Raw genomic sequence first — 24,816 nt, 5'->3', positions numbered from 1 at the left:
ACATATGATATAATCACTTCGACATAAAACCTTCACAATTATAACATTGACAACAGGAGTTGGCTTAACGAATCCCTAGGGTTAATTGCTCGATAATCGGAGGCAACGTGACGACCCGCCGCAAGCGCAATGTGCAACTTCCAATGTTTCATTCAATTCAATTTGAAAGCGCTGTCCACCAGGACGAGACTGATTTGAGAATGAGGAGGATGTTATGATGAATCAGACGCATAGCGAAATTTTACCAAGTGAAGTCTCGCATTCCAATATGAAGAGCTACGAGGAAGCACGTTCCGAGTTTTCATGGGATACGATCGAGAGACATTTTACATGGTACGAGACGGGGAAAGTCAACATGGCTTATGAAGCCATCGACCGTCATGTAGCGGAGGGAAAAGGGGATAAGATCGCGCTTTTGTACAGCGATGCGACAAGAGACGAAGCGATTACCTATTCCGAGATGAAAGAGCAGTCCGACAAATTTGGCAATGTACTTCGTAAGTACGGGATCGGAAAAGGCGACAGAGTCTTTATTTTCATGCCGCGGAGCCCGGAGCTCTACGCGAGTCTGCTGGGAATTCTCAAGGTCGGCGCCGTAGTAGGGCCATTGTTCGAAGCCTTTATGGAGACGGCGGTGAAGGACCGGCTGGAGGACAGCGGTGCCGTAGCCTTGGTCACGACGCCTGCCCTTCTGCCGCGCGTCAAGCGTGACGAACTGCCTGAGCTGAAGCATATCTTCGTGGTTGGGGATCTGGAGGAAGAGGATCCGCAGCTGATCTCTTATTTCCGGGAGATGGAATCCGCGTCCAGTGAGCTCGAGCTCGAGTGGCTGGAGCGGGAAGACGGATTGATCATGCATTATACTTCGGGCTCGACGGGGAAACCAAAAGGCGTCTATCATGTGCAGAATGCCATGATTCAGCATTATTATACCGGCAAGGTCGTTCTGGATCTGAGAGAAGACGATATATACTGGTGTACGGCTGACCCGGGCTGGGTAACAGGTACCTCGTACGGCATTTTTGCACCGTGGCTGCACGGCGTTACGAATGTGATCCGCGGCGGCCGGTTCAGTCCGCAGGACTGGTACGGCACGCTGGAGAAGAACAAGGTGACGGTGTGGTACAGCGCCCCGACCGCCTTCCGGATGCTCATGGGAGCAGGCTCGGATCTCATCGACCAATTCGACCTGAGCCATCTGCGGCACGTATTGTCCGTAGGAGAGCCGCTGAACCCTGAGGTGGTACGGTGGGGCTATAAAGCTTACAAGCAGCGGATACACGATACATGGTGGATGACCGAGACCGGCGGGCAGCTGATCTGCAACTATCCGAGCATGGCGATCAAGCCGGGATCCATGGGGCGTCCGCTTCCAGGCATTACAGCCGCGATTCTGGATGATCAGGGGAACGAGGTTGCTCCATATACGATGGGCAATCTGGCCATCAAGACGCCTTGGCCGTCCATGATGAGAAAGGTCTGGAACAACCCTGCCAAGTATGAAGAATACTTCCGCATTCCGGGCTGGTATATCTCCGGCGATACGGCGTATATGGACGAAGAAGGCTACTTCTGGTTCCAAGGCCGAATCGATGATGTTATCAATTCTTCCGGCGAGCGCATCGGGCCGTTCGAGGTCGAGAGCAAGCTGGTTGAGCATCCGGCCGTAGCGGAGGCGGGCGTCATCGGGAAGCCGGACGTAACCCGCGGCGAAATCATTAAAGCGTTTATCTCCCTGCGCGAAGGATATACGCCTTCCCAGGAGCTTAAGGATGAAATCTACCGTTTTGTAAAAGAGGGACTGTCCGCTCATGCCGCTCCGCGCGAGATTGAGTTTAAGGATAAGCTGCCGAAGACACGGTCAGGCAAAATTATGCGCCGGGTATTGAAAGCCTGGGAGCTGGATCTGCCGACCGGGGATTTGTCCACCATCGAGGATTAATATCATAACCTAGTGCACAACAGGCTGACTTGCCACTGATCCTACAGTGGGAGTCAGCTTTTTTTGATGTGAACACGTGAATCGGACAATGGATGCCGAATTATCGCGTCCTGAACGTGGGAACGGGGAGGTGATTGCATGAAAAAAAGGAGGCGCCCCGAGGCAAATGAATTGAAATGTGGTCCGCTGTCTGCAGTAACACGTCTAGGCTTGTCGTCCAAGCGAGACGCTGAGCATCGTGGAGCAGTCATCATGACACCGTGCACAGCATAAAAAAAACGCTTCTAACGAAAGCGCACCCGGAAGGATGCGGTTCTTTCGAAAGAAGCGGCTTCGTTGATGTCTTTATTCGGTTTTCTCGAAATAGACGGTTGGCGAAGGTGCTGATTCCCCGGCCGAATTCACGGCAGTCACTCGAAACGTACCGCTCATCGGCCCGCCTACGTAATAATAGTCGGTGCTTTTGCTTGTGCCGAGAACTTGATAGTTCCCGTCACTGTTCGGACTGTAGTAAATGTTATAGGCGATGACCTCTTCCTCCGGCGCATTGCCGCTCCATTTGGCCGTGAAGCCATCCGGCGTAGCGGTTATCGTTGGCTGCCCGGGAGCTGCCGGAGGAGCAGTAACGCCTTCGGAGCCCAGGTCATCCTCCGGAACCTCTTCGGTTAGCCCTTCATCCGTGCCGAGGTCTTCCTCCGGATCCGCCTCTTCCGAGGTGGTAAAGCCCGGTGCGCCGGTACCTACGATCGTGCTAGGCTCGGAAGCATTGCCGGCCACATCCACCGCCACTACGTAATACGAGGCAAACAGGCCGTCGGATCCCAGGCCGGAGAAGACGTAATTGCCATCGGCCAGAACAACCTGGCCTTGATGGGTGAACGGGCTGCCGTTGACCGATTTATAGAGGCGATAGCCTACGACGTCCGGCGAGCCGCTCGCGCTGAAGCTGATCGCTCCGCTGCCGATGTTGTAATGAACGTTTTTCGGCGGCGTAGGCGCCCTTCCGTCATCTTTTCTCGGATCGATCTTGGTCGGCATGCCTTTCTTGGCGTCTTGCGGAAGATAGTATTCCAGCGGTCTGCGTTCTCCCTTCATCACCTTCAGCGCATTCTCGAGCTCTTGGATCAGCTCATCGATCGGCTTCTCCCGTTTAACGACGATCTGCTCTTTGAGCATATCGAGCGGAGTTGCTTCCTGCGGAATGTAATTCACGCCGCGATAGGTAATGTATTTAGCCTTGGCAATGCCATCGTCCGGCTCGGTCGGTACATATTTGGCGTTGAAAATATCCGTAACGAATCGGTCGGTTAGCGCCGTAGGCACTTTCCCGCTGTACGCGGATACGGTCTTGGAGATGATACCCTCCGGCTTCTCAAAGCTCTTCGTCGGGAACAGCTCAGGCTTAACGTCGGTGACCTCATTCATAATTTTCGCCCAGATGCTCTGGGCATGCTTCCGCTGATCTCCGACGAGCACATGCTTTTGCTCCTTGTAGCCGACCCAGACGCCCAGCGTGATGTCAGGCGAATAGCCCATGAACCAGACATCACCGTAGTTCTGCGTAGAGCCGGTTTTGCCGACAATCGGAATTTCATTGAATTTCTTATACGTATCCCGGACCTTGCTTCCGGTACCGTTCGTAATGACGGTACGCATCATGTCGGTCATGAGATAGGCTGTTTGCTCGGAGAACACTTGCTCCGGCTTCACTTCGTGCTTGTAGACGATATTCCCTTTGGAATCGACGATCTTCTCGATCATAAAAGCATCGTTGAATCTTCCTTTATTGCCGATGGAGCTGTATGCATTCGTCAGCTCTTCGACGGTTACGCCCCGACTAAGGCCGCCCAGTACGCCCGTCGCTGCGGAGTAATCCTTCTCCTCCAGCGTGGTGATGCCGAGCTTTTTGGAGAATGCCCAGGCATTGTCGATACCGACGGTGTTGTTGAACAGTTTCAACGCGACCGTGTTGGTGGAATCGTTCAGCGCTTGCCGGGCCGTCATCAGGCCTCTGTAGCCGGTGTATGCGTTCTTCGGTATATGATACACTTTCGAGTAATCTTTCAAAATGATGGGTGAGTCATCCACAACGCTGGCCGGCTGAATCGCTCCGGATTCAAGCGCCGGCAAATAAGCGGCGATCGGCTTCATGGCCGAGCCCGGCTGTCGTTTCATCTGGGTGGCGTGGTTCATCTGCTCGATGTTGAAATCACGCCCTTCGATCATGCCGAGGATGGCTCCGGTTTTGTTGTCGATCATCATCGCGCCCGTTTGCTCCACGCCCTTCTCGCTGTCCGGGAAGAAGTTGCTGTCATCTTCCGCAATGGCGCGCATCGTGCGGTATACCGTGCGGTCAATCGTTGTATATACTCGATACCCGCCGGTCAGCAAATCCGGTGTTTCCTCATCTTTTTTCTCTTTGCGGTCATTGGCAGAACCCTCGAGTTCCAGCTGTGCCAAAATATCGGATGCCTGGCGTTCCACTTCCATCATGAGATACGGATAAGTCACATAAGCCTTCTGCGTCCGCGGTGCCAGCGCTCCCTTAATATCGAAGTCCAGCGCTTCGCGATATTCCGCCTGCGTAATTTTGCCTTCCTTGAGCATGCTGTCCAGCACCCGATGCTGGCGATCTATCGCCCGTTTGAAGGCCTTTTCATCAAATTCGCCCTTCCCGTTAAAGGCAGAGTAGGAGGATGGAAGCTGCGGCAGGCCGGCAAGATAAGCAGCCTGGGCGATATTCAGGTCCTCCAGCTTGTTGATGTTGAATATCCCTTTAGCGGCAGCTTTGATACCGAACACCTGGTAACCGCTTGAACCGTTGCCGTAAGGCACCTTGTTCAAATAGGCGGTCAAAATCTGATCCTTGCTTAGAAACCGCTCCATACGCATCGCCAGCAGCATTTCCTTCACCTTCCGGTTATCCGTGCGGTCACGGCTGAGGAAGGTCAGTCTTGCAAGCTGTTGGGTCAGCGTGCTTCCCCCGGTCTGGACCGGCTCGTTCAGCAAACGTTCTTTAACTGCGCGCGCAGTGCCTTTTATGTCAACACCCTTATGTGTATAAAAACGGTTGTCTTCTATGGATATGACGGCATCTTTAACGATTTGGGGAATTTCTTCAAATTCGACAGGTCGTCTGTCTTCTTCCGTCCTGAGCTGCCCGATCGGCGAGCCGTCACGGAAGTAGGCAAACCCGGTAATGGCATTATCGTTCATCGTCTTCTCGATGAGTGCCCGCGACCTTACAGGCTCATCCTTAACGATCGAGGTGACATAGCCCGCAACGGCTCCTCCGGCGAACAACACACCTGTCAGGCCTATAATAAAAAGCCATCCGATGACAGATCCGAAAACCCGCAGAAAGGAACGTTTTCGCGGTTTTTTCTGTTTTCCGGAACCCTGTTTTTTCTCCTCAACCATGAATGATACTCCTCCTTTTTAACGCACCTATTATAGCATAAATCGAAGGGTTTGAATCATTTGTCCTTTATAGAATGTCCTTTTTTAAAGAAGAATGATTTATTTTGGAATGCTTAAATGCTGGATGCATTTATTACCACACCAAGGAGGCTTCAAGGAGGCGCTGCTAGCGGCCGATCGCGGAGCAAACAGACGGGGAAAACGGTTAACGCGAGCAGTCGACTCAGGCCGCATGAACCGCCAATCGACAGCTCCTGGCTCAAAATACGGACGGAGAGGGGCGGGGAACAAGCATGGACGCGAAACAAGTGGATTGGAAACAAGCATGAATTGGAATCAAGGATGGATTCGAAACCAGCAGGGACGGGGAGGGCAGGGGAAGGCTCGAGAGGATCGTGGGTGGCGGCAGCTTCGACGCTGCATATTGAGGTAATGAATGGGAAAGCCGGCAACAAAAAAGAAACCTGAAGGCCGCTATGGCTTTCAGGTTTCTTGGGCTCCGCAGAATCTTAGCGGTTGTAGAATTCGACGATTTGCTTCTCGTCGATATCTTGGGAAAGCTCGGAACGCTCTGGAAGACGGATATATTTCCCTTCCAATGCAGTTTCGTCGAACTCAAGGTAAGCAGGCAAATGTACGCGGTTAGCCAGTGCTTCTTTAACGGAAGTAAGGTTGCGGCTTCTTTCACGAAGACCGATTACATCGCCAATGCTTACGGAGTAAGAGGCGATATCAACTTTCTTGCCGTTTACAGTTACATGACCGTGAGCAACGAGCTGACGGGCACCTGCACGGGAATTGCTGAAGCCAAGACGATACACGAGGTTGTCCAAACGGCTTTCAAGCAGGAACATGAAGTTCTCACCCGCGATCCCTTTCATGCTGGTTGCTTTATCGAACAGGGTGCGGAATTGCTTCTCGCCCAAGCCGTACATGTGGCGCAGCTTTTGCTTTTCTTGAAGCTGCATGCCGTAGTTGCTGACTTTTCTCCGTTGGTTAGGACCATGTTGTCCAGGAGGGAAAGGGCGTTTTGCTAATTCTTTACCTGTACCGCTCAGGGAGATTCCCAGACGGCGGCTCAATTTAAATTTAGGACCGGTGTAACGTGCCATTGTTATATAGACTCCTTTTTTAAATAAATTTCATTAGGGCTCTATTTGCGCCGTATTTGTTTGCTCTAACCAGTTAAGCCCGGAAGATCTGCCAGGAAAGTTCAGCCGCTGTCCCGACAGTAACAAATAACGTGAGGGTGACACAACGTTTCCGCCCAAATTCATCGAATGCATTGCATTCTTACTCAACAATAAATATTATATGAAGTAATGACTTAAAGTCAAGCTTAACCTATCGAAAAGGTTGAAAGGAGTTTGTCTAATTTTGTCGATAGGACCATGGACCTAAAAATATTGCGATGAATGCAGAAAAGTTAATGCAAAAATGGGTAGAAAAGAGTGATATAAGATTGGATTATGTAGTCGTTTATATCTAGATGTCTTTCAGCAAGAATGGAATCCTTACATATATTAAATACAATTTATGGACGCCAATGTCTTAGACAGGCCTTTATAATGGTACAAAGGAGCGCCCAATATGTCAGAGGAACAACCGAAAGTGTACGAAAGACCGCCCGGTTATGCGGACATGTTCAATGATGCCGGGCGTAACGCTGGAAGCAAGTCCGGTCTGTCCCTTCAGGGATTGGATATAACCGCTTATGATTATCCCTATCTTCAAACGCTAATCGAAAAGAGCTATTCGGAGTGGCAGAAGGAGAACGCAGGTGCAGAAGCATTAAAGAAGTTCAGGTGGGCCGTTCTGTCTCATCAAGGGGCATGGCTGTCAGGGGATTCTGGGCTAAGGGAATATTTTGCTGCCGGGGAAGACGGAGCCGTGCACCGGTCATTGAGCGACAAGATGCCCGCATCCGGAATGAATCCCGGCCTGTACGAAGGCAGTGTCGTATGCTCGGTGCCGCTGTTTACACGAAGCGAGGGCGACTTGTTCGCTGTGATGGTCAGCGTGTCGCCCGGCTCTGCGGGGGAAGAGCTGGCGCTGATGGTGACGGAGTCCCAGGCGCTTCTGTTTCGGACATGCTTCTACCGGAAATTCGAATCCATGTTTGTTAATGATCTTGTGCGGGTTCATGACCATGCCAAGCTTGAAGCTTACCGTCGTTCGGTGCTGTTTCAGTACGTGAAGCGCATGCATGTCCAGATCGATGTTCACAGCGTGTTAAGCGAGGCGATCGAAAGCGTGCTTGCGTTGTATCCGGAAGCGAAAGTGGAGCTGTTCATGTCCCAGGACCATGAGAGCAGCCATCCGCTCGTCCGACCCCTGCTTCTTCAGCATTGGCAGGAGGATGTATATGTCCGGACCTTTATGGAGGGCACCCTAACGATCCGCGAGCATCCCGAGTCGCAGAACACCGTCGAGATCGGAATACCGATGGGCGGCAAGCAGGGGGTTTACGGGGTTCTGCATATCGAGGTGGACAAGCCGGTGCTGCCGGATATGGACCTTGAGCTGCTGGGGATGATGGCCGACGCTGCGGGGACCGCGTTTGAGAATGCTAAGCTGTATGAGCAGTCCAACCTGATGATCCATGAGCTGCGGATGATCAATGAGCTGACGCAGAGGCTGAACAAAAGCCTGCATTTGGCGGAGATATTCCAATTCGCGAACCATGAGCTGCTTAAGATCCTTGAGGCGGACTATTGCTGCATTCTAATATACAATGCGGAGCTCGGCGGCCTTGAAGTGGTGTCCTGCAATGCGGAATGGCTGGCGAAGGAAGTCTTCGAGAAGGATTATGGCCTCGGCGGCCTCGTATATCATTCGAAGGAGCCGCTGATTCTATCGGATTACAATGAAGAGCGGCCGGCCGAATCGAAGCTGATGGAGACCACGAACTCGAGCTCGATGATTGCGACGCCGCTAACGGTGAACGGCGAGGTTCGGGGCGTCGTGCTGCTGACCCATGCCAAACGGCATTATTTTTCCTATGACAGCTACCGCCTGCTTCAGGCGCTGACCAGCCACATCGGCCTGGCGATCGGGAATGCCTTCCTGCACGCCGAGGTCCGCAGAATGGCGAACCGGGACATGCTGACCGAGCTGTATGCAAGGCATTATCTCGACGAAGTGATCTATGAATGCCAGAACCGTGATTTTTGCGGAGCCCTCATCGTTATTGATATCGACCAGTTCAAACAGGTGAATGATACATTCGGCCACCAGCGGGGCGACAAAATATTGAAGCAGGTCAGCAACATCGTCAAGAGCACGATCCGTCACAGCGACATTCCGGCCCGTTGGGGCGGAGAGGAGCTGGCGGTATATCTGCCCGGCATCGAAATTCAACAAGCCGTGCAGGTGGCGGAGCGGATACGCACCAGGGTTGCCGAGGAAACGGATCCGAGAGTGACGGTATCCTGCGGAATTTCGGAATGGAACTGGACGAACAACAAGATCAGCGTGGAATCATTGTTTTATAGAGCGGATATGGCTTTGTATGAAGCCAAGAAGAACGGCAGGAATCGCATTGTTGTCGAGAAAGCCGAAACGGTATGAACGAGGCTGTCCCGTAAGAGGGGATAGCCTCGTTTTATTATCCTCCTGACATTCAGGAAGTTCAGGCCCAGACCAACGGTCCCGAAAGCTCTTTTAACAACCCGGCCGCTAATGGGTATACCGGTCTGTTAATAAGATGCAAGGCTGCGCTTTTGATTCACGGCTGCATAATGTCGTGCCCTGCAAGATAGCCTAAGAGCATGACAAATGAAAGGCTGATGATCATGTGGAAAAAACTGCGGGTCGTGCGGGGCATGCTCTGTACCGCCCTGTTGCTGTTAAGCCTGCCTGCCTGCGCATGGCAGGATAGTCTAAGTCCGGAGGATTCTTTCAAACGGGCATTGGCTGGGTTATCCGGGGTTGATAATTTCGCTTTTAAAGGGGAGGCTGCGATCCGGACGGAGGAGAGCGGCTTGTTCCAGCAGACGCTTGCTTTCGAAGGCAAGCTGCAGAACCATACGAATTTAACGTTGTCCTCGAGAACACCGGGGCGTACGATACAGGATAAGACTTCGAAAGGGAGTCTACAGCAGGCGACAGGCGATTCGGTTTATTCGACGGATGGAATGACCGTCTCACTGAAGCGCAAGGAGGGCAAATGGAATGCGCTTACCTCCGGGCAGGCGGAGGAGTTGTGGATGACCCGGCTCAATCCGCTGGAGCAGCTTGAATATATTGGAGAATCTGATAAGAAAATATCTGCGGAGCTGGGCGCGGCCAGGGGGACGAAGGTGCTCCGGATTGAGCTGTCGCCGGAGGCCGCGGCCAATATGACGAAGCGATCGCTTCAAGGACAGATGAAACTGCTTCTCGAGCGAATGCAGCGGAAGGGTGACCCGCTGTACAGTGAGGATCCCAAAGTCCGGGCCCGGCTGAAAGCCGTATGGGAGCGGGACCATGAGGAATTGACCCGAATGCTTGATCAAGCGGAGGCTGCCTCTATCTGTCATCTGACGATCGATAAGCGGTCACAGCTGCCGATCCGCATGACGATGGAGAGGTCGGTGTCCTATGTGGACCGGTCCGGCAAGGCGAGAACCGAGGCGCTCTTATCCGACGTTACATTTATTGGCTATTGATATGCGGGAAGAGCAGCAATTCTGCATCCTATAGCTGACGGAGGGCGGCAGTGCGTGCTACAATGAGGTATAAATTTACCGCTGTTCAATTTTTGGCAACGGTCTCAACATAAGGAGGACTAGACATATGCGTGACCCCAGAATTCAGAAGCTGGCTCATAATCTCGTGACCTACTCGGTCGACATGCAGCCGGGTGAAAATGTGCTGATCGAAATGATCGGCTCGGAACGGGATTTGCTGAATGCAATCATCGAAGAGGTATCCAAGCATGGTGGACGTCCGTTCGTGCAATTGACCGACCGTACCGTTCAGCGCGCCATGCTGAAACATGCAAGCAAGGAGCAGCTTGAGCTGTGGGCGGAGTTCGATGTCGCCCGTATGAAGAAGATGGACTGCTACATCGGGATTCGGGCAGGCGAGAACGTGAACGATTTGGCCGATGTGCCTGAAGAGAATATGAAGCTCTATAACGCACTATATTCACATCCGGTACATAGCGAAGAGCGCGTCAAGCACACGAAGTGGGTGGTGCTCCGATATCCGAATGCCAGCATGGCGCAGCTAGCCAACACCAGCACCGAGGCGTTTGAGGACTTCTATTTCGACGTCTGCAACCTGGATTATTCCAAAATGGACCGCGCCCAGGATCCGCTTGCAGAGCTGATGAGAAAGACCGATAAGGTCCGCATCGTTGGTCCGGGCACGGATCTTACCTTCTCCATCAAAAATATCGGTGCCGAAAAGTGCTCCGGCCAGAAGAACATTCCGGACGGAGAAGTATATACCGCGCCCGTACGGGATTCGGTAAACGGGACGATCGCATACAATACTCCGACGCTGTATAACGGCGTCACCTTTGAAAACATCAAATTCCGTTTCGAAAACGGTAAAATCGTAGAGGCGACGGGCAGCGACACGAAACGCCTGAACGAGATTCTGGATTCGGATGAAGGGGCGAGATACATCGGAGAATTCGCCATCGGCTTCAATCCGTATATTTTAACGCCGATGAAGGATATTCTGTTCGACGAGAAAATCGCCGGCAGCCTGCATTTTACGCCGGGGCAGGCATATGATGTAACAGACAACGGCAACCGTTCCTCCATTCACTGGGACCTTGTGCTGATTCAGCGTCCGGAGTACGGCGGCGGTGAAATCTATTTCGACGATCGGCTGATCCGCAAAGACGGATTGTTCGTCATTCCGGAGCTGGAGGCGCTAAATCCGGAAAATCTTAAATAGATTGGAAAATAGGTTGCATAAGAAAACGGATTCAATGTATCATGAAGGTGCAATGTGAAGTATTTTTTCAGATCCTAAAAGTTACGGAGGGATTCGTATGTCCAATAACAACACAGCGATCGTAGAAATTTCGCAAACGGCCAGTAAGTTCTCGTCCTCCATCGTCTTGCAGGCGGAGAACAAGTACATCGACGTGAAGAGTATTTTGGGCCTGTTCACCACGCTGGTGAGCAACCAAAGCTACGAGCTGCATGTACACGGACCTGATGCTGACGAAGCTAAACAAGCAATGATCGACGTATTTAACAAGCATGGCTTGAATGTCTCCGTCGTGGCTGAATAACAGCCGAAGAACACCCTTCCACCGAATGGAAGGGTGTTTTTTCGTTAGCAGGGGGTCTATTTTTTTCAGGTCCTTGTATTGCTCCGCGATTTCGACTAATATTAAAGATAGTAACTGTGCTGTGATTTTGGACATAGGGGGGAAGATCATGACTTCATCTGATCTACAGGAACAGCTGAATCTTAAAGCGATCAGTCTTCTACATGAAGATGCAGATAAAATCCTAAAGCTTATTGAAGTACAGATGGAGAATCTGGCGACCCGTTATTGCCCTCTCTATGAGGAAGTGCTGGATACCCAAATGTACGGTTTTTCGAAAGAGGTCGATTTTGCGGTACGGGCCGGACTTCTTCCGGAAAGTACAGGGAAGCAGCTGATCAGCAAGCTCGAACGCAATCTGGCGCTCCTGTACGAAGCCATGAATCAATCCGAATAGCCTGTACTTGTACAGGCGCATACATAGAAGAGGCTGTCCGAATGGTCTATTGACCCGGACAGCCTCTTGGTATGTTATGGGACGTTAGTTAACGGCGGAGAATCCTGCGGCCAATCAAATGACGCGTCCCAAAGGCTATACTAGGAAGAAGGACACGCCAAGGATGATATAGACAGCTAATAGCAGCAAGCCCTCGTACCAGTTGGAGGCGCCGTCCTGGGTGATGGATCTGGCTATGAATACGGCAACGCCGATGGCCACAAGCTCGAGCGTCGTGAATACGAGATCCATGGTGTCGCCCATAAAGAAGCTGACGAACACAAGGACAGGGGCGACAAACAGGGCGATTTGCAGGCTGCTGCCGACCGCAATTTCCACGGCGGCGCTGATCTTGTTCTTCAGTGCCAGCATGATCGCTGCGCTGTGCTCAGCCGCGTTACCGATGATGGCTACCAGAAATGCACCGATAAACAGCTCGCTGAGACCGTATTCGTGGCTGATCGGCTCCAGCACGCCGACAAGCCATTCACTGACGAAGGCGACCATAACCGTTGCAATGATGAGATACAGAACGGAGCGTCCCTTCGACCAGGTCGGTTCTTGTTCATGTGCAAGCGCATCCTGATCGCTCTTATCTTCGCTGACATCCGCCAAGTACTCCTTATGCGTGATCATGGAGAAGCCGAGCCATGCTATGTAGGAGACGATCAGAATTCCTGCGACGATCAGGCTGAGCAGCTTCGTTTCGTCTTCCGTAATCGAATGGGTATTCAAGAAGACAGCGGGAACGAATAGTGCGATGATGGCCAGCGTCATAAGGGAGCCGTTCAGCCCTGCCAGCGTCATGTTGAATTTCTGGATTTTAAACTTGAGCCCTCCCGCAAACAGGCTCAGACCGAGTACAAGCAGCAAATTGCCGATGATCGAGCCGGTGATGCTCGCCTTAACCATGTCGTACAGGCCTTCACGAATCAGCAAGATCGCGATGATCAGCTCGGCGGCATTGCCGAAGGTGGCGTTCAGGAAGCCGCCAAGGCGCTGGCCGGCATAATGGGCGACGCTTTCGGTCGCTTTGCCCAGAAAGCCGGCGACAAAGATGACCGAAATGGAAGAAAGGATGAACTGGAGGGTGAAATTCCACCCTGCATAATGACCGATTGCGCTGAGCAGAAAGGTCACGATGAGAAGCGCCGGGCTCAACCATTTTTTCATAATGTACACCTGCCTTTTGTATTGTCATTCGAAGAAGCGATCGTACGAGCCGAAACGACGATTCTCGGGGTTCTTTTTACAATATACCCATTTTTTTTGAAAAATTATCCGGTGTTTGTGATGCGGGCATTTGCTTTTTGGGCCTGTTAGGATTTACAATAACGGATAATGAGGTGAAGGAGGATTTGGCATGACGGAACAACTTCAACTGGATAACGGTTTAATTCGGATATCGGATGATGTCGTATCGAAAATTGCCGGACTGGCAGCCTTGGAGACACCAGGAATTGCAGCGATGTCCGGCGGATTGTCGGAGGGCTGGGCCAAGCGGCTTAGCGGTAAAAATGTGCAGAAGGGTGTTACGGTAGAGGTAGGGCAGCTCGAGGCCGCAATCGATTTGCGCATCATTGTGCTCTATGAGACGCCTATACATGAAGTGTGCCGCATGCTTCAGCAGAATGTCCGCGAAGCGGTCGAGAGCATGACCGGCCTTCGTGTCGTTGAGGTCAACGTCAAGGTCGAAGGCGTGGCGTTCAAGGATGACGAAATCGACGATCTTCCGCAGCGCGCGAAATAAGTCGATACGCTTGGGAGGGGAAGCGGCTCTCCCTGCAGCAATGAACACAATGGATTGTACATAAAAAAGACTACCGGGCTGTCCGGTAGTCTTTTTTAATGACGGATTTGACCTGTTCCTGCTTCGCCGGCCGGTTGCTGTCCCTTGAGATGCTGAGGACAATCCCCATGCTGAGCATCATGACGAGCAGGGATGAGCCGCCGTAGCTGATGAACGGAAGGGTCACGCCGGTAATCGGAATCGTGTTGGTCACGCCGCCGATATTGATGAAGGCCTGAATGGCGATGAGGCCCATGATGCCCACGCCCGTCAGCGTCCCGAAAGGATCGGAGCATCGGAGCGAGACGATAATGCCTCGGATAATGAAATACAAGTAGAACAGTAAAAATAATGCCGTGCCGATAAAGCCGAATTCCTCGCCGATGACGGAGAAAATAAAGTCGTTGTAGGGGTTCGGCAAGTAATGCAGCTTCTGCACGCTCTCGCCGAAACCTGCTCCGGTGACACCGCCTTGGCCGATGGCAATCAGGGATTGAACCAGGTTGTAGCCCGTACTCGATTCATCCTTGAAGGGATCCAGAAACGCCTCGATCCGTCCGACCTTATAGTTCTTGGAGGCTTGCTCGGGAGTATCGTCCGAGTTAAAGAGCGAGCCGACGCCGAGCGTAAGCACCAAACCGAGCGCGACGAGCGAAATACAGCCGAGAATATGCTTGAGGTTGGCACCGCCCGCATAGATGAGCAGCCCGCAGGTCGCGACCAGAATGAAGCAGGAGCCGAGATCCGGCTGCAGCATGATGAGTCCTGCGACGATGCCCACGATGATCAGGACGGGGAAGAATCCGCCCTTCCATTGACGGATGCGTTCCCCTTTCTTCGTGATCAAGGCGGACAGATACACGATCGTAGCGATCTTGGCAAGCTCGGTAGGCTGAATGCCCAGGGATCCGAGCTGGAACCAGCTGACGGCGCCGTTGGTCGTCTTACCGAGCATTACGACCAAGATAAGCAGGATCAGTGTTAGAAAAAATACAGGAAGGAACAGCTTCTTGTATTTCTTGTAGTTGATGTTCATTGCCACGAACATGACAAAGGTACCCAGAACGGCAAAGGCGGCCTGACGCTTCGTGAAGTAAAGCGGATCGTTGTTGAATTTCTCATTGAAGACGGTCAAGCTGGAGCTGGAACTGAACACCATAATCAGTCCGAATCCCACCAGCAGCAAGGTCATGATGAGCAGCTGGAAATCAGGAGTGCCTCTCTTCGGCTGAGGTTTGGTCGTATTCATGGCGTAACCACTACGCTTCCAGCAGAGCTTTCAGCTCCTGAATCTTCTTGGTGGCCACATTCATAACCGGCTGAGGAGCCATGCTCTCATACTCCAGACCGTGAGGGAAGGTAGCCTTGCCCATGTAGACCGCTTCAATCTTAAGAATGGTGTCAGGCTTCTCCAGCTTGCCTTCCACGGCGCGGGTGTTGATGCGCAGGAAGTATTCTGCCTGGTTCTTTTTATCTTCGATTTTCAAATCGTATGTAGCGCGGTAGTATTCCCACTGCCAGCGAATGAACCCTACCTTTTCCGCACATTCGTCGAGGTAAGCCAAATCGCTGTGTAATCCGTCTAAGCCTGTATTTTCAAAAATCATGTGGTCATAAACCCCCTTAATATTCCTAGCAAAGTTCTTTAATATGATAGTATGTTTCAGGAACTTCTGCAAGCCTGTAGCGCCCGTCCGGCCTCAATTTGAGACCATGTATCCAGAAGATATTTTGGTGACGACAGGCATTCCTCTTTTCTGTTAGAATAAAACGAGGAGCAAATCGGTTTTGAAATGTACGCTTTCCATCCGCGCGGTTATATATTCATATGGTTTATATCATACAGCGAAAGGCGGGGGGTCAAATGAACCGGACCGTGTACAAGACGGAATATTATGCAGTCGAGGTGAACGAGCAGCACGAAATCGTTGTATTCGACCAGCTGCCGGAGTCAGCCTCGGTGGTAGCGATGCATGAAGGCTGCCTGCTGCTGGTTCGCCAGTATCGGGAAGCGGTGGACGAGATAACCTGGGAGCTTCCCGGAGGGACCGTCCGTCCCGGGGAAGAGGCTGCTGCGGCCGCCCGGCGCGAACTGGAAGAGGAAGCGGGCATACGATGCAAGGATCTTAGCTATATGGGCAGCGCTTACCCGATGGCTTCGCTTGCGAACCGGAAGGTGCATTATTATTTTACGGATGTGTTGAAGCCGGCAGGAGCTTTGGACCGCCGTCCGGACGATGACGATGTGGCCGCCGCATGGGTTCCGCTTCGGGACGTGTTCCGAAAGGTTCAGCAAGGCGGCGTAGACGCCATGGTCGGACATGGCCTGCTTCTGGGGAGCCTTAACGGTTATTTTTCGATCGAATGATCGTTCATAGTTCGGGGAGGATGATGAAGCTTGATGAAGGAAGCATTTTGGGAACAGTGGTTTCCGCGAATGGTAGAGTGGCGACGTCATTTACATATGAATCCGGAAGTATCGTTTCATGAGAAGGAAACCTCGAGATTTGTTGCGGACCGGCTGCGGGAGCTCGGCCTCGAGGTAAAGACCGATGTCGGCGGTCACGGCGTCATTGGCATTTTAAGAGGCGACAAGCCGGGAAAAACGATCGTGCTGCGGGCGGACATGGACGCCCTGCCGATCGAGGACGGCAAGAGCTGTGAATATAAATCCAGAGTTCCGGGGGTAATGCATGCCTGCGGGCATGACGGCCATACCTCCATGCTGCTTGGAGCGGCCGCTTACTACAGCACGTACCGGGAGGAGCTTCCGGGCGAAATCCGGTTCATGTTCCAGCCTGCGGAGGAGGTGTGCCCCGGCGGGGCGATCGAGATGATCAAGGACGGCGCCATCGAAGGCGCCGATGTGGTCTACGGGCTTCACCTGTGGACACCGCTCCCGGTCGGCACCGCAGCGAGTGCTCCGGGTCCGCTCATGGCCGCAGCCGATGAATTCTTCATCGATATTACCGGTCGCGGCGGTCACGGCGGGATGCCGCATGTAACGGCTGATGCGCTTGTAGCCGGGGCCGCGCTTGTCATGCAGCTGCAGACGATCGTGAGCCGAACGGTCGATCCGCTTCAGCCTGCGGTCGTCACGATCGGTACGATGCAGGCAGGCACAGCGCAGAATGTGATCGCATCGTCCTGCCGGATTACGGGAACGGTGCGCACGTTCGACGAGGCTACGCGGACGCTGATCCGTGAGCGGATCGAAATGATGGCCCGCACCGTATCCGAGACCTATGGCACGGAATCGTCGGTCCGTTATCTGATTGGCTATCCGGCCCTGGTGAATGATGAGCAGGAGACGGCCCGATTCTTCCGTACGGCGCCGAAGGTGTTCGGAGACGAGTTTGTGCAGCTGTCGCCGAAGCTGATGCCGGCCGAGGATTTTGCTTACTACCTACAAGAGCTTCCGGGCTGCTTCATGTTCGTGGGCGCAGGGAACCCGCAGAAGGAAGCGGTATACCCGCATCACCATCCGATGTTTGATTTCGATGAAGAGGCGATGCGGTACGGCGTTCGGCTGCTCGTGGAGATGGTATCAAGCTGCCGGGAGGAAGGCTAGAGAATCTGCCTTCTTTGACGGCAGGCGCATGAATGGACGTTTTTTGGCAATCCTATAGATTATAAGGGGAAGTTCAGATCCAATGTTTGTTTGGATGTGGACTTCCTTTTTTTAGGAGCCGGAAGACCCTTGCCGCAAATTCATGCAAAAGGAGGAGTAGACGATGAACCCAAAGCCATGCATCGTCCAAAGGGATCGGACCATTCTGCTTGAGACCGCACACCCCGAATTCGAGCAGGCCCGCCGGCAGCTGTCGCAGTATGCCGATCTGGTCAAAAGTCCTTCGTCGTTTCATACATATCGCATTACCCCCTTATCGCTCTGGAATGCCGCCGCCAGCGGAATGAGCGCCGAAACGATCTGCTCCAGCCTGCAGGGGCTGGCCAGATGGGAGGTTCCGGTACAGGTTCTGGCCGAAATTCGTCAGCTTGTCAGCCGTTACGGGCAGCTGTCGCTGCTGCCGCATCCGGACAAGGAGCAGCACCTGCTTCTGCGCAGTGACAGTGAGTCGCTGCTGAACGAGCTGCGGAGCCTGCGCACGCTGGCGGACATCGGGCTCGTCTTCCGTTCATCCAAGGAGGCGGAGGTCCCGGCGGACCGGCGGGGCTTATTGAAGCAGGAGCTGACGCGTCTCGGCTATCCTGTCCTGGACCATGCGGGGTATCAGGACGGGCAGTATTTGGACATCCGGTGGCGGGGAGAAACCGATCCGTTGGCCGCAACTCCAGGCAACGAAAGCCTGCCGGAAGCTTCCGATCCCCGGAAGGAGGAGAAGGTGCAAGGCTTTCGGCTTCGCGATTACCAGCGTGAGGCGGCCGCATCCATTCGGGATGCCGGGGGTTCAGGGGGCAGCGGCGTGATCGTGCTGCCTTGCGGGGCGGGGAAGACGGTGATCGGCATGGCGGCAATGCGCGAGCTGCAGTGCGAGACGCTGATCCTCACGTCCAATACAACCTCGGTCAGGCAGTGGGTCGATGAGCTGTTAAGGAAAACGACGCTGACCCCGGAGGACATCGGCGAATATTCCGGACATCGGAAAGAAGTCCGGCCGGTCACCGTCGCCACGTATCAGATATTGACGCACCGGCAGGGCAAGGGGGACGAGCAGCTCCATATGAAGCTGTTCAATGAGCGCCGCTGGGGGCTGATCATATACGATGAGGTTCATCTGCTGCCCGCCCCGGTATTTCGAGCTACCGCCGATATCCAGGCCACACGCCGTCTGGGTCTGACCGCGACGCTGATTCGGGAGGATGGACGGGAGCATGATGTATTTTCGCTGATCGGTCCGAAGCGGTATGAGATGCCGTGGAAGGAGCTCGAGGATCAGGGGTGGATCGCCGAGGTGGACTGCCTGGAGGTTAAGGTGCCGATGACTTCGCATCTGAAAGAGAAATACCTGGCTGCAGGAAAGAGAGAGCAGTATCGGCTCGCGGCCGAAAATCCGTCCAAGCTGTCAACCCTTATCCGGCTTGTCGAGCGCCATCCGGAGGCACAGATCCTCATCATCGGCCAGTACCTGGATCAGCTGAAAGCCATTGCCGATCGGCTGCAGGCGCCGCTCATTACCGGGCGGATGGCGCAGAACGAACGGCATGCCTGGTATGCCGCTTTTCGCAGCGGGGAGACCCGGCTGCTCGTCGTCTCCAAGGTTGCCAATTTTGCGGTGGATCTGCCGGATGCGTCGGTGGCTATCGAGGTTTCCGGCAGCTACGGCTCGCGTCAGGAAGAAGCCCAGCGTTTGGGGAGACTGCTGCGGCCCAAGCAAGGTGAGAATAAGGCGCATTTCTATACGCTCGTAACGGAGGACAGCCGTGAGGAGTTTTTTGCGCTGCGTCGCCGTATGTTCTTGATTGAGCAGGGCTACGAGTATCGGACGATGACCGTCATGGAGGGGGCGGTCCCCGCCCCTGTGCATGCGAAGCAGACTTCGGGTCGCAAAGAACCGAGACCGGCGGGCAGAAGGGAGGCGTCAAGCCCATGACGGCGATGGGGGATCATGAAAGGGGAGGAACGGCCAGCCTGGATCAGCTGCGTCCCCTGGAGCGCACAGTGCTTTCCTTCATTTGGCGCAGGTTCGCCGGGAGGCCATATAGCGACGACCATTTGCGCACGCTGATCATTCCGCGTTTGAGCGGCGCGGAGGTGCAGCTTGGGGTGCTGCTCTTACGGAGGCGGGGATGGATTAAGGCGGCAAGCAAAGGATGGAACGAGTGGGAGTACTGCATTCCGTTTCATAAGCTCGGATTCCTTCAATCGTCGTTTGGCGGTTTGCAGGCAGTTCCGTCCGCGGGAGAACCTTCCAAGCTGCTGCAGGAAGGAAGAGCCGGCATATCGCTTGATGTATTCAATACGCTGGTATATGCGGAGAAAACCTCTTTGGCCGTTACTTCCCGTGGCGTGCTGCACAAAAAGCATATCCGGCGGCTGGAGGAGATCGCAGCCCTTTCTCCAAACGATTTGGATCCAGCAGTGCTCCGGTTCACTCAGCATGAAGCGTATCCGCCTCAAATAGCGCTTATTCTTGACCTGCTCCAGTCTCTCGGGCTTGCCGCCATCCAGCGGCACGGGCTGATCATTGATCGCCGGGCTCTTGGAGAATGGCTGGAGCTTTCGCGCGAAGCGATGGATAACAGGATCCTCTTCATTCTTATGGAGCGCTGCACTCCGGAGAATCCGGCCTACCAGCATTTCGTCTGGCGTCTGTGCGATCCGTCCTTGACTTGCGGGCGGTGGATCGATCCGGGCCTGCTGCTGTCGGACAGCCATGACGGCAGTCAGAAGGAAGATGGTGCCGGCACCATTAGCCGTTTACACGCCGGGGAAGCCTTCCCATGGCTTCGTTTGCTGGCAGGCTGCGGGTACATCGACCTCGGAGAGAATGATGACGGAAGGATCGTGTTTCGATGGCGCATGACGCCGCTCCCTGCGTTATTCGGAGGTTTCGCAAACAGCGAAGCAGGAAGCGGCCGGTTGTATATTCAGCCCGATTTCGATATCCTGATCCCGCCCGACGTTCCTTATACGCTTAGATTTCAGGCTGCGCTGTTTACGGAACGGTTATCGGATGACGTCATGTCCGTTTATCGGCTGACCCGCGACTCGGTCATGGAGGCCGCAAGGGCAGGCATCGGCCCGGAGCAGATCATCCAACTGCTCGAGAAAGGGGCGGCGGCCGGATTCCCTGACCATGTCCGGACCGCGATCGTCCAGTGGGGCATGGGAGCGGACGATTCGGAAAACCGCCCGGGCCACCGGCTTCAGCTGGGTAACGCGGACCTTGCCGATGGTGGGAGCAGTCGATATCCGCTGTCTTGGTCCCTTGATTCCGCAGCGGCTGTGATCACGGAGCGGGCTGGCAGCATTGGCGAAGCGGAGGACGAGCCTGACGAGGTGGATGAGCGGTTGCCGGATATTCGCTCTCTGCTCCCGGATTTGACGCGGATTCCTGCCATGTGGACGAAGGATTGGCGGGCTTACCACAGCTCGACGGCCAAGCAAATGATGGAGCAGGCGCTCGCTTTATCCGTAAAACTGGAAATTTCGATTTACGGCAGACGAATGGAATTCATTCCGCGCGAGCTGGGGCGAAACCCCTGGACAATAACAGGCGCCCTGTTTCCCCCTGGCGCTGACGGCCCGGAGTCGATCGTGCAGCTTAGCGAAGGACAATGGAGAGAAATGCGCTTGCTTATCCCTGGAAGCGTATGAATTCCCCCTTCTTAAGAGACGCACGTTATGCTATGATGGAAGAGTCCACGAATGCACAAGCAAGGGACGAATCTAATAGAGAAGCGGGATGAGTTCATGAGCGTATCGGAAATAAACACGATCGATATGGCCGAGGTGCTCACCTATGCCTACGAGATCGGCGATATGATTAATGCTTCCGTCGAAGTGGCGGATTACTTATATTGGAAGCAGGCGGTTGAGCGAGACCCGGCCATCCAGAGCCTGATCAAGAAGCTGGAAGCCAAGAAGGAGCTGTTCGAGGAGACGCAGCGGTTCGGTCACTTCCATCCGAACTACCATTCGGCGAAGGATGAGGTCAGCAAGGTGGAGGCGGAGCTGGAAGCCTTTGAGCCGGTCGCCCGGTTCAAACAGGCGGAGAAGAATCTGGATGATCTTCTGCACTCAATGTCCGAGCGAATTGCCTTCTCGGTTTCGAGCAGCATCAAGGTCCCTAGCAACGATCCTCTTCCGAAGAAGGGCTGCGGCAGCGGCGGCGCCTGCCAGTGCGGCTAAAGCGCTGCGAGCCGATAAGAGAATGAAAGCGAGGCGAGGACCTTAGGATGTTGGCGGAACGTACCGGTTTTATTATATGGGTCAGCGATGTCAAGGCAGCGAGGAATCTGGAGAAGTACGGCAGCGTGCATTATATTTCACGCCGGATGCATTACGTTGTGATGTACGTCAACGCGGACCGTGCCGAGGAAACGATGAAGAATATCCGGAGATTATCTTACGTACGTAAGATCGAGCGCTCTTACCGGAACGAGATAAAGACGGAATATAACAGTAAAGGTCCTGACAAGGCGAAGTTCTACGGTCCATAGACCGGAGACGAAGCTTGCAGGCGCAGTTTGAGGACAGAAACGACATAAGGCAACCACTGGTTGCAACAGCAGCGGATTAGCGGCCCTCCGGGGCCGTTTTTTTTATTGTCCGGCGGGGAAGACGATGATCCGACGTGAACCCGCGTTTTCATTTTTATAAAAATTATCGGCAAAAGCTAGAAATCAATTGGAATAAATCGGAATCTCCGGCGATAATATAGATACAACTAGAGGAATTACTAAATTTTCGGTAAATGTTCACAAGAAGCAAGGTTTCAATCTTGTGAATCCTAGTGGAATGATGTAATATGTTGGGTATATATACATAGATATAAAGACCCATTTGGTGGAGAGTGATATTCCATGCGCGACAAAGGGACTGAGCGTTGGAGCACATACGAGCCGTTTTATATTACATTGAATGATAAAAAAGTGGCTGACATCGTCGTTACCAATCATGCGAGAAGCCGGTATACGGATCGGGTAAAGGGCGACGACACGACCCATGAGGAAATCGGGGCCTGGATGTGGGAATGCCTGAAGCAGAACCGGATCGTGCCGTACTATCGCAATGAACAAGACGTTTATTTAATTGACGACGATTTGGTCGTGGTAGCGGAGTTTTCGGAGCTGGAGGATGAGCGTGATCTTATCGGCAACCCGCTGCATCGGATGATTATCGTGACTTTTTTGGGGCGCATGTCGGAGACGATTGAGCTTCGCGACCTGAAGTCATATTATTCGTGGCTGCGCCATTCGCGGCGCATGACCTTGATCAAGAACAGTCGTAAACGAAAATAATTTTAAAAAATAATAGATAGAAATCCACATTGGCATGCGAGCGATCTGCGCGGATGTCTTTTTTGTGCGTTTGCCGGCAATCGGCTACAATGGTGTTGAGCCAGGCAGCGAGAGGGGTAACGATCGTTATGAATTTTCATCAGCTACATATTTTTTATACGGTGGCGGAGCGGGGGAGCTTCTCGGCGGCCGCTCAGGCGCTCCACATGAGCCAGCCTGCGGTCACGATGCAGATCCAGGCTCTGGAGGAGCATTTCGGCACGAAGCTGCTGAACCGCTCCACGAAGCGCATCGAACTAAGCGAGGCCGGTCGGATTCTGCTGCCCTATGCCCGGAAGATCCTCGAGCTCTCGCGGGAAACGGATGCGGCGATGGCGGCCTTTTCCAATATGCTGCTCGGAAGGCTCCAGCTCGGCGCAAGCCTGACCATCGGCGAATATGTGCTGCCGCGCCTCCTTGGACCGTTCGGGCGGGCGTATCCCGACATATCGATTATGCTGAAGGTGATGAACACATCGCAGATTCTCGAGGAGATCGCGGGCCATCAATTGAATTTCGGGCTGATCGAAGCGCCGGTGGAGCATCCGGATATGGTGCTTGAGCCGGTCATGGAGGACGAGCTGAAGCTGATTGTCCCATCGGGGCATCCGCTTGCGGAGAGACCGGATCCAATCGAGCTGAGTGAAGTGCTGACTTATCCGTTTGTGCTTCGAGAGAAAGGCTCCGGTACCCGGAAGGTGATGGAGGATGTGTTGATAGAGCGGGGAATTGACCCCGGGGCAATTCGGACCGTCATGGAGCTCGGCAGCACCGGCGCGGTCAAATCGGCCGTGGAGGAGGGGCTGGGGATCACTATGCTCTCCACCTCAACCGTCAAGCACGAAACCGCGCTTGGGCTGGTCAAGATGATTGATATCGCGGATGCATCGTTCAAACGCAATTTCTATGCGATTCAGCTGCGGTCCGCCCTGCTGCCGATGTCCGCGACAACCTTCCTGACTTATTTGAAAGAGCAGCGGCAGTAACCAGAGGCTTGTTGAAGGCGCAGCGGCTGCAAGCTTTGTGGTTATGGTCAAACGCGAAAGGAGAATGGAAATGCCCATACGATTACCGGATGACGTAAAGGGAGGCTGTGATTTGCATACGCACACACAGGCTTCGGATGGAATGAATCGTCCCTCTGAAAATGTACAGCTCGCATTCGAGCGCGGCTTAAACGCGCTGGCCATTACGGATCATGACACGGTCGCCGGCGTCGAAGAAGCTCTCCTTGCCGGACAACGTCACGGCATTGAGGTTGTGCCCGGCGTGGAAATCAGTACCATGGCCGGCGGCAAGGACATTCATATCCTGGGGTATTATGTGGATATCCATGACGAAGTCTTTCTCGGACGGCTGGCGGAGCTCCGGCGAACGAGGGAGCTGCGCAATGAGAAGATTTTAGCGAAGCTTAAGGAACTCGGGATCAGCATCACGATGGATGAAGTCATTCGAGGATTGGGGCGGGAGCTTGCTCCCGATGAGAGCATCGGCCGACCTCATATCGCCGATGCGCTAGTCCGCAAGGGACATGCCGGCAGCATGCGCGAGGCGTTTGACCGCTATCTTGCGCAAGGGGCGGCAGCCTATGTGCCCCAGGAGCGGATTCATCCGTCGGCGGCTTGCGATTGGATTCGCGATGCCGGAGGCGTGCCCGTGCTCGCCCACCCGGGCATTTATGAGGACGATGAACTGGTGGAAACGATCATTCGGGAGGCCGGGCCGAGGGGAATCGAGGTGTACCACTCCGACCACGGAGCGGACGATGAAACCCGCTACCTGGCCATGGCCCAGCAATACAGCCTCATCGTGACCGGCGGCTCGGACTATCATGGCGTGAGGCAGGGCGAGGTGTTTCACGGAGACATCGGTGCAAGGCGCGTAGCGGCCGAGGTGCTGGAGCAGCTGCGGAATTCGCAGGGATCCGTACAGTGAACGGACATGGATCAGACATATAAATAAAAACGGGTATCCCCGATTTTCGTTTT

At 53.8% G+C, this 24,816-nt stretch carries 22 protein-coding genes; 17 read left to right on the top strand and 5 right to left on the bottom strand.

Annotated features, from left to right (window positions below; all coding sequences use genetic code 11):
* Positions 1-217 precede the first annotated feature (217 nt).
* On the top strand, positions 218-1,942 hold the full coding sequence (gene acsA / locus MKX76_RS13250; RefSeq protein ID WP_028405213.1) for an acetate--CoA ligase: 1,725 nt from the start codon (positions 218-220) through the stop codon (positions 1,940-1,942).
* A gap of 345 nt (positions 1,943-2,287) precedes the next feature.
* On the opposite strand, the gene MKX76_RS13245 is transcribed toward acsA, so the two are convergent.
* Positions 2,288-5,362, bottom strand: coding sequence for a penicillin-binding protein 1A (locus MKX76_RS13245; RefSeq protein WP_210095531.1), 3,075 nt, complete (start codon positions 5,360-5,362; stop codon positions 2,288-2,290).
* Between the two features lie 117 nt (positions 5,363-5,479).
* Between MKX76_RS13245 and MKX76_RS13240 the strand changes: the two genes are divergently transcribed.
* Positions 5,480-5,830 carry a hypothetical protein gene (locus MKX76_RS13240; protein ID WP_341033929.1) on the top strand — a complete coding sequence of 117 codons (351 nt, stop codon included), beginning with the start codon at positions 5,480-5,482 and terminating at the stop codon, positions 5,828-5,830.
* A 41-nt stretch (positions 5,831-5,871) separates the two neighbouring features.
* Here MKX76_RS13240 and rpsD read toward each other — a convergent pair whose 3' ends face one another.
* Positions 5,872-6,474 (bottom strand): 30S ribosomal protein S4, encoded by a 603-nt coding sequence (rpsD, locus tag MKX76_RS13235; RefSeq protein WP_007129623.1) that lies wholly within the window; start codon positions 6,472-6,474, stop codon positions 5,872-5,874.
* Positions 6,475-6,952: 478 nt separating this feature from the next.
* On the opposite strand from rpsD, the gene MKX76_RS13230 reads away from it, so the two are divergent.
* From MKX76_RS13230 to MKX76_RS13210, 5 genes are all read left to right on the top strand, one after another.
* On the top strand, positions 6,953-8,932 hold the full coding sequence (locus tag MKX76_RS13230) for a sensor domain-containing diguanylate cyclase (RefSeq protein WP_210095530.1): 1,980 nt from the start codon (positions 6,953-6,955) through the stop codon (positions 8,930-8,932).
* Between the two features lie 224 nt (positions 8,933-9,156).
* The gene (locus MKX76_RS13225; protein ID WP_210095529.1) at positions 9,157-10,011 is read left to right on the top strand and encodes a hypothetical protein; all 855 of its coding nucleotides are present in this window, start codon (positions 9,157-9,159) and stop codon (positions 10,009-10,011) included.
* A 127-nt stretch (positions 10,012-10,138) separates the two neighbouring features.
* Positions 10,139-11,254, top strand: a complete 1,116-nt coding sequence (locus MKX76_RS13220) for an aminopeptidase (RefSeq protein WP_007129626.1) — start codon at positions 10,139-10,141, stop codon at positions 11,252-11,254.
* A 97-nt stretch (positions 11,255-11,351) separates the two neighbouring features.
* Positions 11,352-11,597, top strand: coding sequence for an HPr family phosphocarrier protein (locus MKX76_RS13215; RefSeq protein ID WP_007129627.1), 246 nt, complete (start codon positions 11,352-11,354; stop codon positions 11,595-11,597).
* Positions 11,598-11,745: 148 nt separating this feature from the next.
* On the top strand, positions 11,746-12,033 hold the full coding sequence (locus MKX76_RS13210; protein WP_007129628.1) for a YlaN family protein: 288 nt from the start codon (positions 11,746-11,748) through the stop codon (positions 12,031-12,033).
* 135 nt (positions 12,034-12,168) lie between these two features.
* Here MKX76_RS13210 and cax read toward each other — a convergent pair whose 3' ends face one another.
* A complete protein-coding gene (gene cax / locus MKX76_RS13205) occupies positions 12,169-13,248 on the bottom strand; it encodes a calcium/proton exchanger (protein ID WP_312889674.1) in 1,080 nt (359 codons plus the stop codon).
* A 187-nt stretch (positions 13,249-13,435) separates the two neighbouring features.
* Between cax and MKX76_RS13200 the strand changes: the two genes are divergently transcribed.
* On the top strand, positions 13,436-13,822 hold the full coding sequence (locus MKX76_RS13200) for an Asp23/Gls24 family envelope stress response protein (RefSeq protein WP_007129630.1): 387 nt from the start codon (positions 13,436-13,438) through the stop codon (positions 13,820-13,822).
* A gap of 70 nt (positions 13,823-13,892) precedes the next feature.
* On the opposite strand, the gene ftsW is transcribed toward MKX76_RS13200, so the two are convergent.
* Positions 13,893-15,110 carry a putative lipid II flippase FtsW gene (gene ftsW, locus MKX76_RS13195; protein ID WP_028405217.1) on the bottom strand — a complete coding sequence of 406 codons (1,218 nt, stop codon included), beginning with the start codon at positions 15,108-15,110 and terminating at the stop codon, positions 13,893-13,895.
* A 10-nt stretch (positions 15,111-15,120) separates the two neighbouring features.
* Positions 15,121-15,468 carry a YugN family protein gene (locus MKX76_RS13190; protein ID WP_007129632.1) on the bottom strand — a complete coding sequence of 116 codons (348 nt, stop codon included), beginning with the start codon at positions 15,466-15,468 and terminating at the stop codon, positions 15,121-15,123.
* Between the two features lie 257 nt (positions 15,469-15,725).
* On the opposite strand from MKX76_RS13190, the gene MKX76_RS13185 reads away from it, so the two are divergent.
* The 9 genes from MKX76_RS13185 to MKX76_RS13145 all read left to right on the top strand — a co-directional run bounded on the left by MKX76_RS13185 (position 15,726) and on the right by MKX76_RS13145 (position 24,763).
* Entirely contained in the window at positions 15,726-16,229 is a 504-nt protein-coding gene (locus tag MKX76_RS13185; protein ID WP_341033927.1) for an NUDIX domain-containing protein, read from the top strand.
* A 33-nt stretch (positions 16,230-16,262) separates the two neighbouring features.
* Positions 16,263-17,432 carry an amidohydrolase gene (locus tag MKX76_RS13180; protein ID WP_144866596.1) on the top strand — a complete coding sequence of 390 codons (1,170 nt, stop codon included), beginning with the start codon at positions 16,263-16,265 and terminating at the stop codon, positions 17,430-17,432.
* A gap of 163 nt (positions 17,433-17,595) precedes the next feature.
* A complete protein-coding gene (locus tag MKX76_RS13175; RefSeq protein WP_341033924.1) occupies positions 17,596-19,416 on the top strand; it encodes a DNA repair helicase XPB in 1,821 nt (606 codons plus the stop codon).
* Entirely contained in the window at positions 19,413-21,143 is a 1,731-nt protein-coding gene (locus MKX76_RS13170; RefSeq protein ID WP_341033923.1) for a helicase-associated domain-containing protein, read from the top strand. The genes MKX76_RS13175 and MKX76_RS13170 overlap by 4 nt, the downstream gene beginning before the upstream one ends.
* Positions 21,144-21,239: 96 nt before the next feature.
* Positions 21,240-21,677 (top strand): YlbF family regulator, encoded by a 438-nt coding sequence (locus tag MKX76_RS13165; protein WP_028405222.1) that lies wholly within the window; start codon positions 21,240-21,242, stop codon positions 21,675-21,677.
* A 47-nt stretch (positions 21,678-21,724) separates the two neighbouring features.
* Complete coding sequence (locus MKX76_RS13160) at positions 21,725-21,988, top strand: YlbG family protein (RefSeq protein ID WP_007129638.1); 264 nt, start codon at positions 21,725-21,727, stop codon at positions 21,986-21,988.
* 363 nt (positions 21,989-22,351) lie between these two features.
* A complete protein-coding gene (locus tag MKX76_RS13155) occupies positions 22,352-22,789 on the top strand; it encodes a hypothetical protein (protein ID WP_007129639.1) in 438 nt (145 codons plus the stop codon).
* Between the two features lie 128 nt (positions 22,790-22,917).
* The gene (locus MKX76_RS13150; protein ID WP_210095676.1) at positions 22,918-23,814 is read left to right on the top strand and encodes a selenium metabolism-associated LysR family transcriptional regulator; all 897 of its coding nucleotides are present in this window, start codon (positions 22,918-22,920) and stop codon (positions 23,812-23,814) included.
* 70 nt (positions 23,815-23,884) lie between these two features.
* Positions 23,885-24,763, top strand: a complete 879-nt coding sequence (locus tag MKX76_RS13145; RefSeq protein WP_341033922.1) for a PHP domain-containing protein — start codon at positions 23,885-23,887, stop codon at positions 24,761-24,763.
* Positions 24,764-24,816 lie beyond the last annotated feature (53 nt).

This window comes from Paenibacillus sp. FSL R5-0810 (genome assembly GCF_038002285.1).
Classification (GTDB): Bacteria; Bacillota; Bacilli; order Paenibacillales; family Paenibacillaceae; genus Paenibacillus_AQ; species Paenibacillus_AQ lactis.
The sequence above is the reverse complement of the archived record's forward strand: the minus strand, read 5'-3'. Positions and strand labels throughout refer to the sequence as shown.